Source organism: Streptococcus sp. HPH0090 (genome assembly GCF_000411475.1).
In the GTDB taxonomy this organism is placed as follows: Bacteria; Bacillota; Bacilli; order Lactobacillales; family Streptococcaceae; genus Streptococcus.
This window is the reverse complement of record NZ_KE150464.1, coordinates 115,526-129,249: the sequence shown is the minus strand read 5'-3', so window position 1 is coordinate 129,249 and position 13,724 is coordinate 115,526. Positions and strand designations below refer to the sequence as shown.

At 40.4% G+C, this 13,724-nt stretch carries 13 protein-coding genes; 8 read left to right on the top strand and 5 right to left on the bottom strand.

Features of this window, described 5'->3' with window-relative positions; all coding sequences use genetic code 11:
- Positions 1 to 231 precede the first annotated feature (231 nt).
- Positions 232 to 501, bottom strand: a complete 270-nt coding sequence (gene rpsO, locus HMPREF1481_RS02665; RefSeq protein WP_001018251.1) for a 30S ribosomal protein S15 — start codon at positions 499 to 501, stop codon at positions 232 to 234.
- Between the two features lie 205 nt (positions 502 to 706).
- Between rpsO and HMPREF1481_RS02660 the strand changes: the two genes are divergently transcribed.
- Together HMPREF1481_RS02660 and thrS are read left to right on the top strand one after the other, a co-directional pair.
- Entirely contained in the window at positions 707 to 1,081 is a 375-nt protein-coding gene (locus HMPREF1481_RS02660) for a hypothetical protein (protein ID WP_016465554.1), read from the top strand.
- Between the two features lie 318 nt (positions 1,082 to 1,399).
- Positions 1,400 to 3,343: a threonine--tRNA ligase gene (gene thrS, locus HMPREF1481_RS02655; protein WP_016465553.1), complete on the top strand. Its 1,944-nt coding sequence runs from the start codon at positions 1,400 to 1,402 to the stop codon at positions 3,341 to 3,343.
- 213 nt (positions 3,344 to 3,556) lie between these two features.
- Here the strand turns inward: thrS and HMPREF1481_RS02650 are convergent, their stop codons facing one another.
- The 3 genes from HMPREF1481_RS02650 to HMPREF1481_RS02640 all read right to left on the bottom strand — a co-directional run bounded on the left by HMPREF1481_RS02650 (position 3,557) and on the right by HMPREF1481_RS02640 (position 6,560).
- Positions 3,557 to 4,606: a DUF389 domain-containing protein gene (locus HMPREF1481_RS02650; protein ID WP_016465552.1), complete on the bottom strand. Its 1,050-nt coding sequence runs from the start codon at positions 4,604 to 4,606 to the stop codon at positions 3,557 to 3,559.
- A gap of 309 nt (positions 4,607 to 4,915) precedes the next feature.
- Positions 4,916 to 5,890: a sensor histidine kinase gene (locus HMPREF1481_RS02645; RefSeq protein WP_016465551.1), complete on the bottom strand. Its 975-nt coding sequence runs from the start codon at positions 5,888 to 5,890 to the stop codon at positions 4,916 to 4,918.
- Positions 5,883 to 6,560 carry a response regulator transcription factor gene (locus tag HMPREF1481_RS02640; RefSeq protein WP_016465550.1) on the bottom strand — a complete coding sequence of 226 codons (678 nt, stop codon included), beginning with the start codon at positions 6,558 to 6,560 and terminating at the stop codon, positions 5,883 to 5,885. Before HMPREF1481_RS02640 ends, HMPREF1481_RS02645 begins: the two co-directional genes overlap by 8 nt.
- Before the next feature lie 95 nt (positions 6,561 to 6,655).
- On the opposite strand from HMPREF1481_RS02640, the gene HMPREF1481_RS02635 reads away from it, so the two are divergent.
- A complete protein-coding gene (locus HMPREF1481_RS02635; protein ID WP_016465549.1) occupies positions 6,656 to 7,732 on the top strand; it encodes a DUF2974 domain-containing protein in 1,077 nt (358 codons plus the stop codon).
- Positions 7,733 to 7,836: 104 nt separating this feature from the next.
- Positions 7,837 to 8,466 (top strand): MBL fold metallo-hydrolase, encoded by a 630-nt coding sequence (locus HMPREF1481_RS02630; protein ID WP_016465548.1) that lies wholly within the window; start codon positions 7,837 to 7,839, stop codon positions 8,464 to 8,466.
- Between the two features lie 38 nt (positions 8,467 to 8,504).
- Here the strand turns inward: HMPREF1481_RS02630 and HMPREF1481_RS02625 are convergent, their stop codons facing one another.
- On the bottom strand, positions 8,505 to 10,397 hold the full coding sequence (locus HMPREF1481_RS02625; protein ID WP_016465547.1) for a M13 family metallopeptidase: 1,893 nt from the start codon (positions 10,395 to 10,397) through the stop codon (positions 8,505 to 8,507).
- A 179-nt stretch (positions 10,398 to 10,576) separates the two neighbouring features.
- Between HMPREF1481_RS02625 and HMPREF1481_RS02620 the strand changes: the two genes are divergently transcribed.
- The 4 genes from HMPREF1481_RS02620 (at position 10,577) to tpx (ending at position 13,724) form a co-directional block, all read left to right on the top strand.
- Entirely contained in the window at positions 10,577 to 11,299 is a 723-nt protein-coding gene (locus HMPREF1481_RS02620) for a metal ABC transporter ATP-binding protein (protein ID WP_016465546.1), read from the top strand.
- A complete protein-coding gene (locus tag HMPREF1481_RS02615) occupies positions 11,296 to 12,144 on the top strand; it encodes a metal ABC transporter permease (RefSeq protein WP_000559792.1) in 849 nt (282 codons plus the stop codon). The genes HMPREF1481_RS02620 and HMPREF1481_RS02615 overlap by 4 nt, the downstream gene beginning before the upstream one ends.
- A 31-nt stretch (positions 12,145 to 12,175) precedes the next feature.
- Positions 12,176 to 13,108: a metal ABC transporter substrate-binding protein gene (locus HMPREF1481_RS02610; protein ID WP_016465545.1), complete on the top strand. Its 933-nt coding sequence runs from the start codon at positions 12,176 to 12,178 to the stop codon at positions 13,106 to 13,108.
- 121 nt (positions 13,109 to 13,229) lie between these two features.
- Positions 13,230 to 13,724, top strand: coding sequence for a thiol peroxidase (gene tpx, locus HMPREF1481_RS02605; RefSeq protein ID WP_016465544.1), 495 nt, complete (start codon positions 13,230 to 13,232; stop codon positions 13,722 to 13,724).

Genomic DNA, 13,724 nt, shown 5'->3' with positions numbered 1-13,724 from the left:
TATTTTACCTTACAGTGCTAGGAACCGTAACCGAAGATTATACTTGAGTATATCGAGATAAGGTGACAAAAACAAAAAGCTACTCAACTAGAGTAGCCTTATTTTCAAGATGTGCTCAATTGAACACGGCCTAAGCACTTGGCAAAAAAGATAAAATCTCCTAGAAACTGAAGTTTCTTCGTCAATTTTCCTATTTTTGCTTTGTGCTTTTGACGGACTTTGTATCTTGAATTAGCGACGAAGTCCAAGAGAGTTGATCAACTCACGGTAACGGTTAACGTCGTTTTTACGCAAGTATGCAAGCAAGTTACGACGGCGACCGATTTTCTTCATCAATCCACGGTATGTAGCGTGGTCTTTTTTGTGTTGTTTGATGTGTTCGTTAAGGTGGTTGATTTCCCAAGTAAGGACAGCAACTTGAACCTCTACTGAACCTGTATCACCTTCGTGACGTGCATATTGTGCAATGATTTCATTTTTTTTCTCTTTTGAGATTGCCATGATGTTTCTCCTTTTTATTTGGCTTCATCCGAGTGACAGGTTGGCATGCCTGTAACCAAGAAGAAGTTATTTGTCTTTACGACATTTCTTATTCTACCAAGAACTAAGTTCTTTGTCAACTGATTTACTATTCTTACCGCAAAAGTGCTATAATAGTTATAGGAAGGATATCTAAGTTGACATCTTGAAAAGAGAGGTGATTACCATGCGTAAATTCTCGCAATATCTCCCCTACTATCTGGTCATATTTTTCTTTTATTGGCCACTTTATGAGCTGTTATTATGGAGTATTACTAAAAACTATATCTTGAAGGAGCTCACCATCGGCAACGTTATTATCTTCTCTCCACTGGTGACTTTCATAGTATCACTATTCTACTCTTATCGTTTCAAGTTCTCAGTTTGGTGGTTAATTGGAGTTGGCTTGCTCTTTTGCTTTACCATCATTACTTTCGGAGAATTTATCCTTCTCTACTTCCTAGCCTATGAAATCTTTGCCCTCGCGGGTATGGCTATCGGTATCACTATCAAGTATCTAGTGCAAAATTTGAAAAACAAAAAACTTTCACAAAATCCTTGAAAAATCTCGCAATCATGCTATAATAATGCATAGAGACAAGTCACTTAGAACCTTTCTACCAGAGAGTGCGTGGTTGCTGAGAACGCATAGGAAGACTATACTGATACTACTCTACTGACTTTTATGCAAACATAAAACGGTGGCCACGTTAGAGCCAATCAGAGGTGTCCCTCTTTTTTGAGGAACATAAATGAAGGTGGAACCACGTTGCGACGTCCTTTTGAGGATGTCGCTTTTTGTTTTTCTTTATTTAAGACTACAAAATAGGGAAACACTTCTGCTTTAAAAATAATGGAAAACTAATATAAGGAGAACATCATGATTAAGATTACTTTCCCAGATGGCGCAGTTCGTGAATTCGAATCTGGCGTTACAACTTTTGAAATTGCCCAATCAATCAGCAATTCCCTAGCTAAAAAAGCTCTTGCTGGTAAATTTAACGGCAAACTCATCGACACAACTCGTGCTATTACTGAAGACGGAAGCATCGAAATCGTGACACCTGATCACGAGGATGCTCTTCCAATCTTGCGTCACTCAGCAGCTCACTTGTTTGCTCAAGCAGCTCGTCGCCTCTTCCCAGATATTCATTTGGGTGTCGGCCCAGCTATCGAAGATGGTTTCTACTACGATACAGATAACCAAGCTGGTCAAATCTCTAACGAAGACCTTCCTCGTATCGAAGAAGAAATGAAGAAAATCGTTAAAGAAAACTTCCCATCTATTCGTGAAGAAGTGACCAAAGATGAAGCACGTGAAATCTTCAAAAACGATCCATACAAATTGGAATTGATTGAAGAACACTCAGAAGACGAAGGTGGCTTGACAATCTACCGTCAAGGTGAGTACGTAGACCTTTGCCGTGGCCCACACGTCCCATCAACTGGTCGCATCCAAATCTTCCACCTTCTTAACGTTGCTGGTGCTTACTGGCGTGGTAATAGCGACAATGCCATGATGCAACGTATCTACGGTACTGCCTGGTTTGACAAGAAAGACTTGAAGAACTACCTTCAAATGCGTGAAGAAGCCAAAGAACGTGACCATCGTAAACTTGGGAAAGAGCTTGACCTCTTCATGATTTCTCAAGAGGTTGGTCAAGGGCTTCCATTCTGGTTGCCAAATGGTGCGACAATCCGTCGTGTCTTGGAACGCTACATCGTGGACAAGGAAGTAGCAGCAGGCTACCAACACGTATACACTCCACCAATTGCCTCAGTTGAGCTATACAAAACTTCAGGTCACTGGGATCACTACCGTGAAGATATGTTCCCAACAATGGATATGGGAGATGGTGAAGCCTTTGTCCTTCGTCCAATGAACTGTCCTCACCACATCGAAGTTTACAAACACCATGTGCACTCTTACCGCGAATTGCCTATCCGTATCGCTGAAATTGGTATGATGCACCGTTATGAAAAATCTGGTGCTCTTACAGGACTTCAACGTGTGCGTGAAATGTCACTTAATGACGGTCATACTTTCGTAACACCTGAACAAATCAAAGATGAGTTCCAACGTACGCTTCAATTGATTATCGACGTTTACGAAGATTTCAACTTGACTGACTATCGTTTCCGTTTGTCATACCGCGACCCTAAAGATACTCACAAATACTTTGACAATGATGAAATGTGGGAAAATGCTCAAAGTATGTTGAAATCAGCCATGGATGACATGGAACTCGACTACTTTGAAGCAGAAGGTGAAGCTGCCTTCTACGGTCCAAAACTTGATATCCAAGTGAAGACTGCCCTTGGTAATGAAGAAACACTTTCTACTATCCAATTGGACTTCTTGCTTCCAGAACGCTTTGACCTAAAATACATCGGAGCTGATGGGGAAGAACACCGTCCAGTTATGATTCACCGTGGGGTTATTTCAACAATGGAACGCTTTACAGCTATCCTTATTGAAAACTATAAAGGAGCCTTCCCAACTTGGTTGGCACCTCAACAAGTGACTGTTATTCCAGTTTCAAATGAAGCCCACACAGATTACGCTTGGGAAGTTGCTAAACAACTTCGTGACCGTGGTATCCGTGTTGAAGTGGATGAACGTAATGAGAAAATGCAATTCAAGATTCGTGCTTCACAAACTAGCAAGATTCCTTACCAATTGATCGTTGGTGACAAGGAAATGGAAGAGCAAGCCGTGAACGTTCGCCGCTATGGTCAAAAAGAAACAGAAACCATGCCAGTAGATGCATTTGTAGAATTGATTCTTGCAGATATTGCAAACAAGTCACGTGTTGAAAAATAAACGATAAAACCTGGGATAAAAATTCCAGCTACCTAAAAAAGCAACAACTATTTCAGTTGTTGCTTTTTTGTATTTTGATTAAGCTGAGCTAGTAGTGATTGGTCAAACTACCACAAATGGTATCCTCGTCAACGATCCTTTCTATCCACTAACTTTTGGATATAGGATATTCTCCCAAGATTTGCTTCCTCGAGTTAGATAAGTTGACTATCCTCAATCCTTGTCTGCTTCATTCTCTTTTACGAGATCTTTTTGTGAATCTTTTTCAGAGAGTTTTTGATCGATATACTTGTTAATGGTTTCATAAAATTCCTTGGTCATCTCACTATCTAATTTTGTCGAATTATGGACTTGATTGACTTTCAATTGAACAGTTTGAATACCGTAAGAGGCTTGTTTTTGGCGGATTGTTTCTAATTCTTCTTCTGAAATCGGATCTCCAACAACTGTCAAGACTAATTCATTGCTACTTGACTTGTAGACTTGATTAATGAGCGTATGATTGGCGAACTCTTTTCCTACAAACTGTTTAATCCCTTCTTTTCGCGCTTGATCTATCGTCAGAGTGACTGCTGAATAGCTGGCTGGAAGAACCAATAATACAATTAAGGATATCAAGCCAATTTTCATTTTAATGTTTAGCTCTTTAAATGAACTTAAAGGAGATTTTCTCATTAAAATTCTAGTTCCAACAATATTGGTTAGCATGATAAAGACACAGTTGATCAAGAAAAGATAGAGAGCTCCAAATAAAAATCGCACATTTCCATTAGCTAAACCATAACCTGCAGTACAGATAGGTGGCATCAGAGCTGTTGCAATAGCTACTCCAGGCACGATATTGTTTGCTTCTTTTTTCCTTGAACCAATAACACCTGCTATCCCACCAGCAATAGCAATGAGAACATCCCAAATTGTTGGAGAGGTTCGTGCAATCAACTCGCTACTTGCATAAGATAAGGGAGTAATCCAGAAATACAGAGTCGAGACAAGCAAACTGACCAATACTTGAGTAAATAAAACCTCTAGAGATTGCTTGATTAAACGCGTATCAAAAATAGCTAAACCGAATCCCAGTCCAACAATCGGTGTCATAAGAGGGGAAATCAGCATGGCTCCAATAATGACAGCTGTTGAATTCATATTTAGACCTATAGAGGCAATAAAAATCGAACACATCAAAATCAGTGTATCTCTTAATCGAACATGAAGATCATCATATAATTTTTCACGGTATTCACGTGTTGAATAGTTTCCGGTCATTGGTTACTCCTTTTATTTCATATAATCTTGTTTCTGTATAGACGATGGTAGAGAGACTTCTGTCCAATCTTACATATTTTTAATTCTCACCTGTCATTCTTTTGAACATTATCTTTTTACTATCCATCAGTCCATCCTTGATATTATATCAAAAATTTTACAACCTTTCTCTGAAGAACTCAATCAATTTAAAAGATAGAGAACGGAAAAATTCCAGTTACTTTTTTCTTTGTTCTATCCTATTTTCTCACTACATAGAAATCTAAAGAAGAGCTTGAAAGATTTCTTCCAAGCTCTTAGCATTTCTTTTTACTCAATAAGTAGGTTCACTTCCGCAAACTTAATTCGCACGGTTGTTCCTTGACCAAGTTCAGATTCGATACGGATTTGATGACCTAATTCTTGGCTAATTTTCTGGGTTAAATAGAGACCAAGTCCAGATGACTGCTGAGTCATACGACCATTGTAACCTGAAAATCCGCGTTCAAAGACTCGAAGAACATCACTATTTTTAATGCCGATTCCTGTATCCTTGATACAAAGATCCTGACCGTCCATATAGATTTCAATTCCACCTTCATTAGTATACTTGAGGCTATTTGAAAGGATTTGTTCAATGACCACCAACAACCATTTTTTATCCGTCACAATGCTTCTATCCAAGTCATGCATATTAATACTTAGGCTTTTCTGGATAAAGAAAATGGCATATTTACGAATGACTTCCTTGACCAGATCTTCTATATTTTCTTTTTTCAAAACCAAATCATCATGGAAGCTTTCTAAGCGTAGGTATTGCAAAACCAAGTTGGTATAAGAATCAATTTTGAAAATTTCTTGTTCCAATTGTCGCTTAAGCTCTCGTTCAGAAACTTCTGCTACCAATAGACGGGTTGCTGCTATGGGGGTCTTGATTTGATGCACCCACAAGGTATAGTAGTCTAGTAAATCTGTTAGCTTGCTTTCCGCTTCTGATTTCTTTTGATAAAGCTCAGCTTCGCGTTCGTCCAATTTTTCTGCTAGAGCACATTCCAAAGGAGATTTTGGTTCTCTTTCAGAATAAAGCATTTCCTTACGATAAACTTCTGCTTCTACTAGGATATCCCAGATGAAAAATAAAAGGGTTAGAAAACTACAAAGCAGAAAGAAGTAAAGAAAGTAAGAACCTAGATTTGTAAATAAAATGTGAAAGGCGAGGGCAAGGCAGCTAATCAAAAAAATGAAGACTAGAAGGCGAATCCGTGAGCGAAGATAGGCTAGAAAAAATTGTCTCCAATTAAGCATGTTTTAACCCGTATCCTATCCCTTTCTTAGTTTCAATAAATCCTACCAAACCTTGCTCTTCCAACTTTTTACGCAAGCGAGCAACATTGACAGAAAGAGTATTATCGTCGATGAAAAAGTCACTATTCCAGAGTTCTCGCATCAGATCATCACGCGCCACGATACTACCCGCATGTTCAAATAAGACACGCAGGATTTGAAATTCATTCTTTGTCAACGTGATTGCTTGTCCCTCAACATGCAGATCCATAGACTTGGTATTGAGGATCACGCCTGCATATTCTAAGAGACTCTCATCCCGCCCAAACTCATAAGAGCGTCGCAATAGTCCCTGTACCTTGGCTAAAAGGACCTGCTGATCAAACGGCTTGGTCACGAAATCATCTGCTCCCATATTGATGGCCATCACGATGTCCATGGCCTGGTCTCTGGAGGACAGAAACATAATAGGAACTTTTGAAATCTTACGGATTTCCTGACACCAATGATAACCATTAAAGAGAGGCAATCCAATATCCATCAGGACTAGATGAGGCTCAGACTGAACAAATAGCGTCAGAACTTCCATAAAGTCTTCTACCATAACTACTTCAAAACCCCATTCGGAGAGCATTTTCCCAACTTGCTGACGGATTACTTGATCATCTTCTACTAGTAAAATCTTATGCATCTGCTCCTCCTTTTTCTATATTATAGCAAAATTCTCCTGACTACTAGCGAAATTGATGTAAATCTGATATGATAAAAGTTAAGAAAGGAATTCCCATGGCCAATATTTTTGACTACCTAACTGATGTTCAATACGATTCTTTTTATGATCTTCCCTTAAATGAACTAGATGTACTAGCTTTAACAGAGCTGACCTATCTTCCTTTTGATAACCTATTGGACCAGCCTGTCAATCGATTAAGCGATGTCGCAACCCGTGTTCCTCGAGAAAGCACCATGTTGACCAACAAAGAACGTCTCCAGCTTCTAGATCAGCTAGCCCAACACAAACGTTTTAAAAATTGCAAACTCTCTAACTTTGTCAACGATATTGATGTGGAACTCCAAAAGCAATTTGCTGCTATGACCTATCGTCTGAACCTAGATACTTATCTCATTGTCTTTCGTGGCACAGACGACAGTATTATTGGCTGGAAGGAAGATTTCCATATGACCTATATGAAGGAAATCCCTGCCCAAAAGCATGCTCTTGAGTATTTGGAAGATTTCTTTACCCAACATCCAAAACAAAAAGTGATGGTAGCTGGACATTCTAAAGGTGGCAATCTAGCTGTCTACGCTGCTAGCCAAATTCAACCTGAATTGCAGGAAAAGATATCAGCAGTTTATACCTACGATGCTCCTGGTTTACAGGCTCATCTGACAGAAACGACTGGTTATCAAGATGTTATCCCTAAATTTCACCGTTATGTCCCACAAGGTTCTGTCATCGGCATGATGCTAGAAGTTCCTGATACTCCTACCGTCGTCAAATCTACGGCTCTCGGTGGAATCGCTCAACACAATACTTTCAGCTGGCTAACTGAGGGACAGCACTTTGTCCAACTAGAGGCAATCAGTAGCGAAAGTTTACAAATTAAAGACACTCTTAAAGAATGGGTGGATAGTGTTCCCGATGAGGAATTAGAGCTCTACTTTGATCTCTTCTTTGGAACCATCCTAGAGTCTGGAATTAGCTCCATTAATGAACTATCTTCAAAAAACGCGATCGAACATGTTCGACAACTAGTTTCCCAGGCACAAACTCTAGAGCCCGAGCAAGTTGAAACCTTAAAAAATCTAACACAACTCCTACTGGATGCCCGTTTCCAAGCCTGGAAAAATCATTTTTAAAAAGTTAAAAGTCCCTTCTTTTATGGAGGGACTTTCTTGTTGATTCCTTATTTTATTCTTCTGTGTTATACTAGAAACTGTAAATCTATGAAAGAGGAAATCCTATGAAAATCCATAAGACTGTGAATCCTGTCGCCTATGAAAATACTTATTATCTCGAAGGGGAGCAACACCTGATTGTAGTCGATCCTGGTAGCCATTGGGAGGCCATTCGCAAGACTATTGAAACCATCAATAAACCGGTCTGTGCCATTCTTCTGACCCACACTCACTACGACCATATTATGAGTCTTGACTTGGTCAGAGATACTTATGGAAATCCTCCAGTCTATGTGGCAGAAAGTGAATCTTCTTGGCTCTATACTCCTGTTGACAACCTTTCAGGTCTCCCTCGACATGACGATATGGCAGATGTCATCTGCAAACCAGCTGAACACACTTATGTCTTTCATGAAGAATACCAGATTGAGGAATTCCACTTCACAGCCTTACCAACGCCAGGTCACTCTATCGGTGGAGTTTCATTGGTTTTCCCAGATGGACACTTGGTCTTAACGGGAGATGCCCTTTTCCGAGAAACCATTGGTCGGACAGACTTGCCAACTGGTAGTATGGAACAACTCCTTCATAGTGTCCAAACCCAGCTCTTTACCCTTCCTAACTACGATGTCTATCCTGGACATGGTCCTGCTACGACCATCGCTCACGAAAAGACTTTTAATCCATTTTTCTAAAACATAAAAACCAAGGACAATCATCCTTGGTTTTTTGATTACCAAATAATCACACGGTCTTCTGGTGAACGCCACATACCATCACCTTCTCTGACATCATAGGTTGTAAAGAAGTCATCAAAGTTTGGCACTTGGACGTTAACACGAAGTTTAGCTGGCGCGTGCACATCAACGCTAGCCATAAGTTTCATTAACTCTGGGCGACCTTTCATACGCCAGATACGCGCAAAGTTGTTGAAGAATTCTTCAGCTGAAAAGTCTGGTTCTCTCTTAGCAGCTTCTAGCGCTGCAGCAATTCCTCCAAGGTCGGCAACGTTTTCGGACACGGTTAGTTTCCCATTGATTTTTGCTCCGTAAGATTCTTGTCCATCAAACTGGTCGATAACCTTCTGAGTTTTCTCTTTGAAGGCTGCATAGTCGCTTTCTGTCCACCAGTCCTTGAGGCTACCATTTTCATCAAAGGAAGCACCATTAGTATCAAAGGCGTGAGAAATTTCATGGGCAATGACCGCACCGATACCACCATAGTTGGCAGAAGATGACTGATGCAAGTCATAGAATGGAGCCTGTAAGATAGCAGCTGGGAAGACAATCAAATTCTTTTGTGGATTGTAGTAGGCATTGACCATATGAGCAGGCATTCCCCACTCCTTGTAGTCAACTGGCTGGTTCCACTTGCTCCAACTGTGCTTAATTTCAACACGCGCAAAGGCTAGGGCATTCTCAAAGAGGCTAGCAGATTCATCCACTACCTTGTCCTTGTAACGAGCTGGTAATTCTTCTGGGTAACCAATATAAGGTTTGATAACATTGAGTTTGACGATAGCTTTTTCTCGTGTTTCAGGTGTCAGCCAGTCGTTTTTAGCTAAACGTTCCTTATAAACATCAATCATGGTCGCCACTTTTTTCTCTACGTCCGCCTTAGCTTCTGGAGAGAATTTTTCGTGGGCATACCAAAGACCGAGCGCTTGTTTGAATGGTCCTTGGGCTAAATGGTAAGCTGCCTTGCGTTTGTCTTGAGCCTCAGGAACACCTGAAAGTGCACGGCCATAGGCACCTGACAAAATGCGAATCTCATCTGTCAAATAGCTCGTTGAAAGATTAACCACACTCAAGATCAAGCTTGCTTTGAGTAGAGGCCAAGCTTCTTCACTATAGAATTGCTCTGCTGCTTGCCAGAAGCGTTCCTCATCTGCTATAACCTTATCTGGAGTTTGACCAATCACAGCTTGGAAAAAGTCATCGAGAGGTAAGGCAGGCGCAAACTTCTTGAAATCTTCATAAGAATATGGATGGTAGAGTTTGGCGTATTCTGAACTCTCTTCGTTTGAAAGTACGACAGCTGCGATACGGCGGTCCAACTCCAATCGTTTCTCTAGCAAATCTGCGATTTCTTCATCTGAGAAGTTATAGGCTTTGAGGAGATTAGAAGTACTTTCTTTCCAAAGGTTCAATAATTCCTCACGCTGTGGATGGTCTTCTGCATAGTAGGTTGTATCTGGCAAGATAGTTCCTGGAGCACCAGCCCAGAGTACATTTGTTCTTGCATCCATAAAGTCTGGTGATACACCAATTGGCAAGAAGTTTGGTTTGCCAGCTAGTTCAAACGCTGCTAGCTTGCTTGTAAAGTCTGCGAAGCTCTCCAAATCTTGGTATTCCTTAAGCATAGGAAGGACTGGCTTGATCCCATCAGCTTCTCGCTTGTCGAAATCTCTGACCATACGATGGTATTTGATAAAGTTTGCTAGGATAGGATCTTCTGGCACATCTTCTCCTGCCAACCATTTGTCCGTCGTCGTTAGCATCAACTCTTCGATTTCTTCATCAAGGTCGATAAATCCACCTGTTCGTGATTTATCAGCAGGAATGACGGCAGTCTTTTCCCACTCACCATTTATGGCATCATAAAAATCATCTTGATAACGTGTCATCTTGTTCTCGCTTTCCTAATTTCACTTATTCTTAGCTTAGCAAAAATCCCTGGGGAATGCAATTAAAAATGAACTTTCCTTTTCCATCATTTTTCAGTTATTATTTTAATTTTTTCAAAAATTAACTTGACTTAATTTTTTTTTTAATGTATATTAAGAGACAGGAGGAATACAAGTTTATGATACGTATAGAAAACCTCAGTGTCTCCTACAAAGAAACATCGGCACTTAAGGATATTTCACTAGTGCTTCAAGGACCAACAATTACCGGTATCATTGGTCCAAACGGTGCTGGAAAATCAACATTATTAAAAGGGATGCTGGGAATTATCCCACATCAAGGTCAGGCATTTCTCGATGACAAGGAAGTTAAAAAATCCTTACACCGAATTGCCTATGTCGAACAAAAAATCAATATCGACTACAACTTTCCCATCAAGGTCAAGGAATGCGTCTCGCTAGGACTATTTCCCTCTATCCCACTCTTTCGCAGTTTAAACGCTAAACATTGGAAGAAAGTGCAAGAAGCCCTTGAAATTGTTGGACTCTCAGACTATGCAGAACGGCAAATCAGTCAACTGTCTGGAGGTCAATTCCAGCGGGTTTTGATTGCCAGATGTTTGGTGCAGGAAGCCGATTATATACTCTTAGATGAACCCTTTGTTGGGATTGATTCTGTCAGTGAGGAAATCATCATGAATACGCTGAGAGATTTGAAAAAAGCTGGGAAGACGGTTCTCATCGTCCACCACGACCTCAGCAAGGTTCCTCACTACTTCGATCAAGTCTTGCTTGTCAATCGAGAAGTGATTGCCTTTGGTCCAACCAAAGAAACCTTTACTGAAGCCAATCTCAAAGAAGCTTACGGTAATCGACTCTTTTTCAATGGAGGTGACCTATGATTGCAGAATTTATCGATGGATTGCAAAAATTCCATTTCCTACAAAATGCCTTGATAACAGCTATTGTCGTCGGGGTCGTAGCTGGAGCTGTGGGATGTTTCATCATCCTACGCGGGATGTCACTCATGGGAGATGCCATTTCACATGCTGTCTTACCAGGTGTAGCCCTCTCCTTCATCTTGGGCGTTGACTTCTTTATCGGAGCCATTGTCTTTGGATTGCTAGCTGCCATCATCATTACCTACATCAAGGGAAACTCGATTATCAAAAGCGATACCGCCATCGGCATTACCTTTTCTTCTTTCTTAGCCCTCGGTATCATCTTGATTAGTGTCGCTAAAAGTTCAACTGACCTTTTCCATATCCTTTTTGGTAATATCCTGGCCGTCCAAGATACGGATATGTTTATTACTATGGGTGTTGGGGCAGTCATTCTCTTGTTAATCTGGATTTTCTTCAAACAACTCTTGATAACTTCCTTTGATGAACTCTTGGCTAAAGCCATGGGAATGCCTGTCAATTTCTATCACTACCTTCTCATGGTACTCCTGACTCTCGTGTCTGTGACAGCCATGCAAAGTGTCGGAACTATCCTGATTGTAGCCATGCTGATTACCCCAGCTGCAACTGCTTATCTTTATGCTAATAGCCTGAAAAGTATGATTTTTCTTTCCTCAACCTTTGGAGCTACTGCTTCAGTTTTGGGACTCTTTATTGGCTATAGTTTAAACTTAGCAGCTGGTTCTAGCATCGTGCTCACAGCTGCTAGCTTCTTCTTAATCAGTTTCTTTATCTCTCCTAAACAACGATATTTGAAACTGAAAAATAAACATTTGTTAAAATAAGGGGAAAGACCCCAATAAATTGGAGGATCTAATGAAAAAATTAGGTACATTATTCGTTCTCTTTCTTTCTGTAATTGCTCTTGTAGCATGCTCTACTGGAAAAAAAGACACAGCCACAAGTGACCAAAAATTAAAGGTCGTAGCTACAAACTCAATTATCGCTGATATTACTAAAAATATCGCAGGAGACAAGATTGATCTTCATAGTATCGTGCCTGTTGGACAAGATCCACACGAGTACGAGCCTCTTCCTGAAGACGTCAAAAAAACGTCACAGGCCGACTTAATCTTTTACAACGGTATCAACCTTGAAACAGGTGGAAATGCCTGGTTTACAAAATTAGTTGAGAATGCCAAGAAAACTGAAAACAAGGACTACTTTGCTGTCAGTGAAGGCGTTGATATCATCTACTTAGAAGGCCAAAATGAAAAAGGGAAAGAAGACCCACATGCTTGGCTCAACCTTGAAAACGGGATTATTTATGCGCAAAACATTGCTAAGCAACTCATCGCTAAAGACCCTAACAACAAGGAATTCTACGAAAAAAATCTCAAAGAATACACTGAAAAACTAGACAAGCTTGACAAGGAAGCCAAAGAGAAATTTAACGCTATTGATGCGGACAAGAAACTCATCGTAACCAGCGAGGGATGCTTCAAATACTTCTCTAAAGCTTACGGTGTCCCAAGTGCCTACATCTGGGAAATCAACACTGAAGAAGAGGGAACACCTGACCAAATCAAGACTTTGGTTGAAAAACTTCGCCAAACAAAAGTTCCATCACTATTTGTTGAGTCCAGTGTCGATGATCGTCCAATGAAGACTGTTTCTAAAGACACAAACATCCCAATCTATGCTCAAATCTTTACTGACTCAATTGCTGAAGAAGGTAAAGAAGGTGACAGCTACTACAACATGATGAAATACAACCTTGACAAGATTTCTGAAGGTTTGTCTAAATAATCATTTTAAAAAACGTCAGTCACCATGAATTGGCGTTTTTTGTCTATTTAAATTTCGGTCAAATTATTGGAAGAGTCTGAACGTTTAATGTAAAATGAAAGAAAAAAGATTGGAGTAGCTTATGACTACATTCCTTGGAAACCCTGTTACGTTTACAGGAAAACAACTACAAGTTGGAGATAAAGCACTTGATTTCTCTCTCACAACGACTGACCTCTCTAGAAAAACACTGGCTGACTTTGAAGGCAAGAAAAAGATCTTGAGTGTCATCCCTTCTATCGATACAGGCATCTGCTCGCTTCAGACTCGTCGCTTTAACCAAGAATTGGCTAGCTTAGACAACACTGTTGTCCTAACGGTATCTATGGACCTTCCATTTGCACAAAAACGCTGGTGTGGTGCTGAGGGAATTGAGAATGCCATCATGCTTTCAGACTACTTCGACCACTCCTTTGGACGCGATTATGCCCTCTTAATCAATGAATGGCATCTGCTTGCACGCGCAGTTTTTGTTCTCGATACCGATAATACCATCCGCTACGTCGAATACGTGGATAATATCAACAGCGAGCCAGACTTTGAAGCCGCTATTGCAGCTGCAAAAAAACTCAACTAA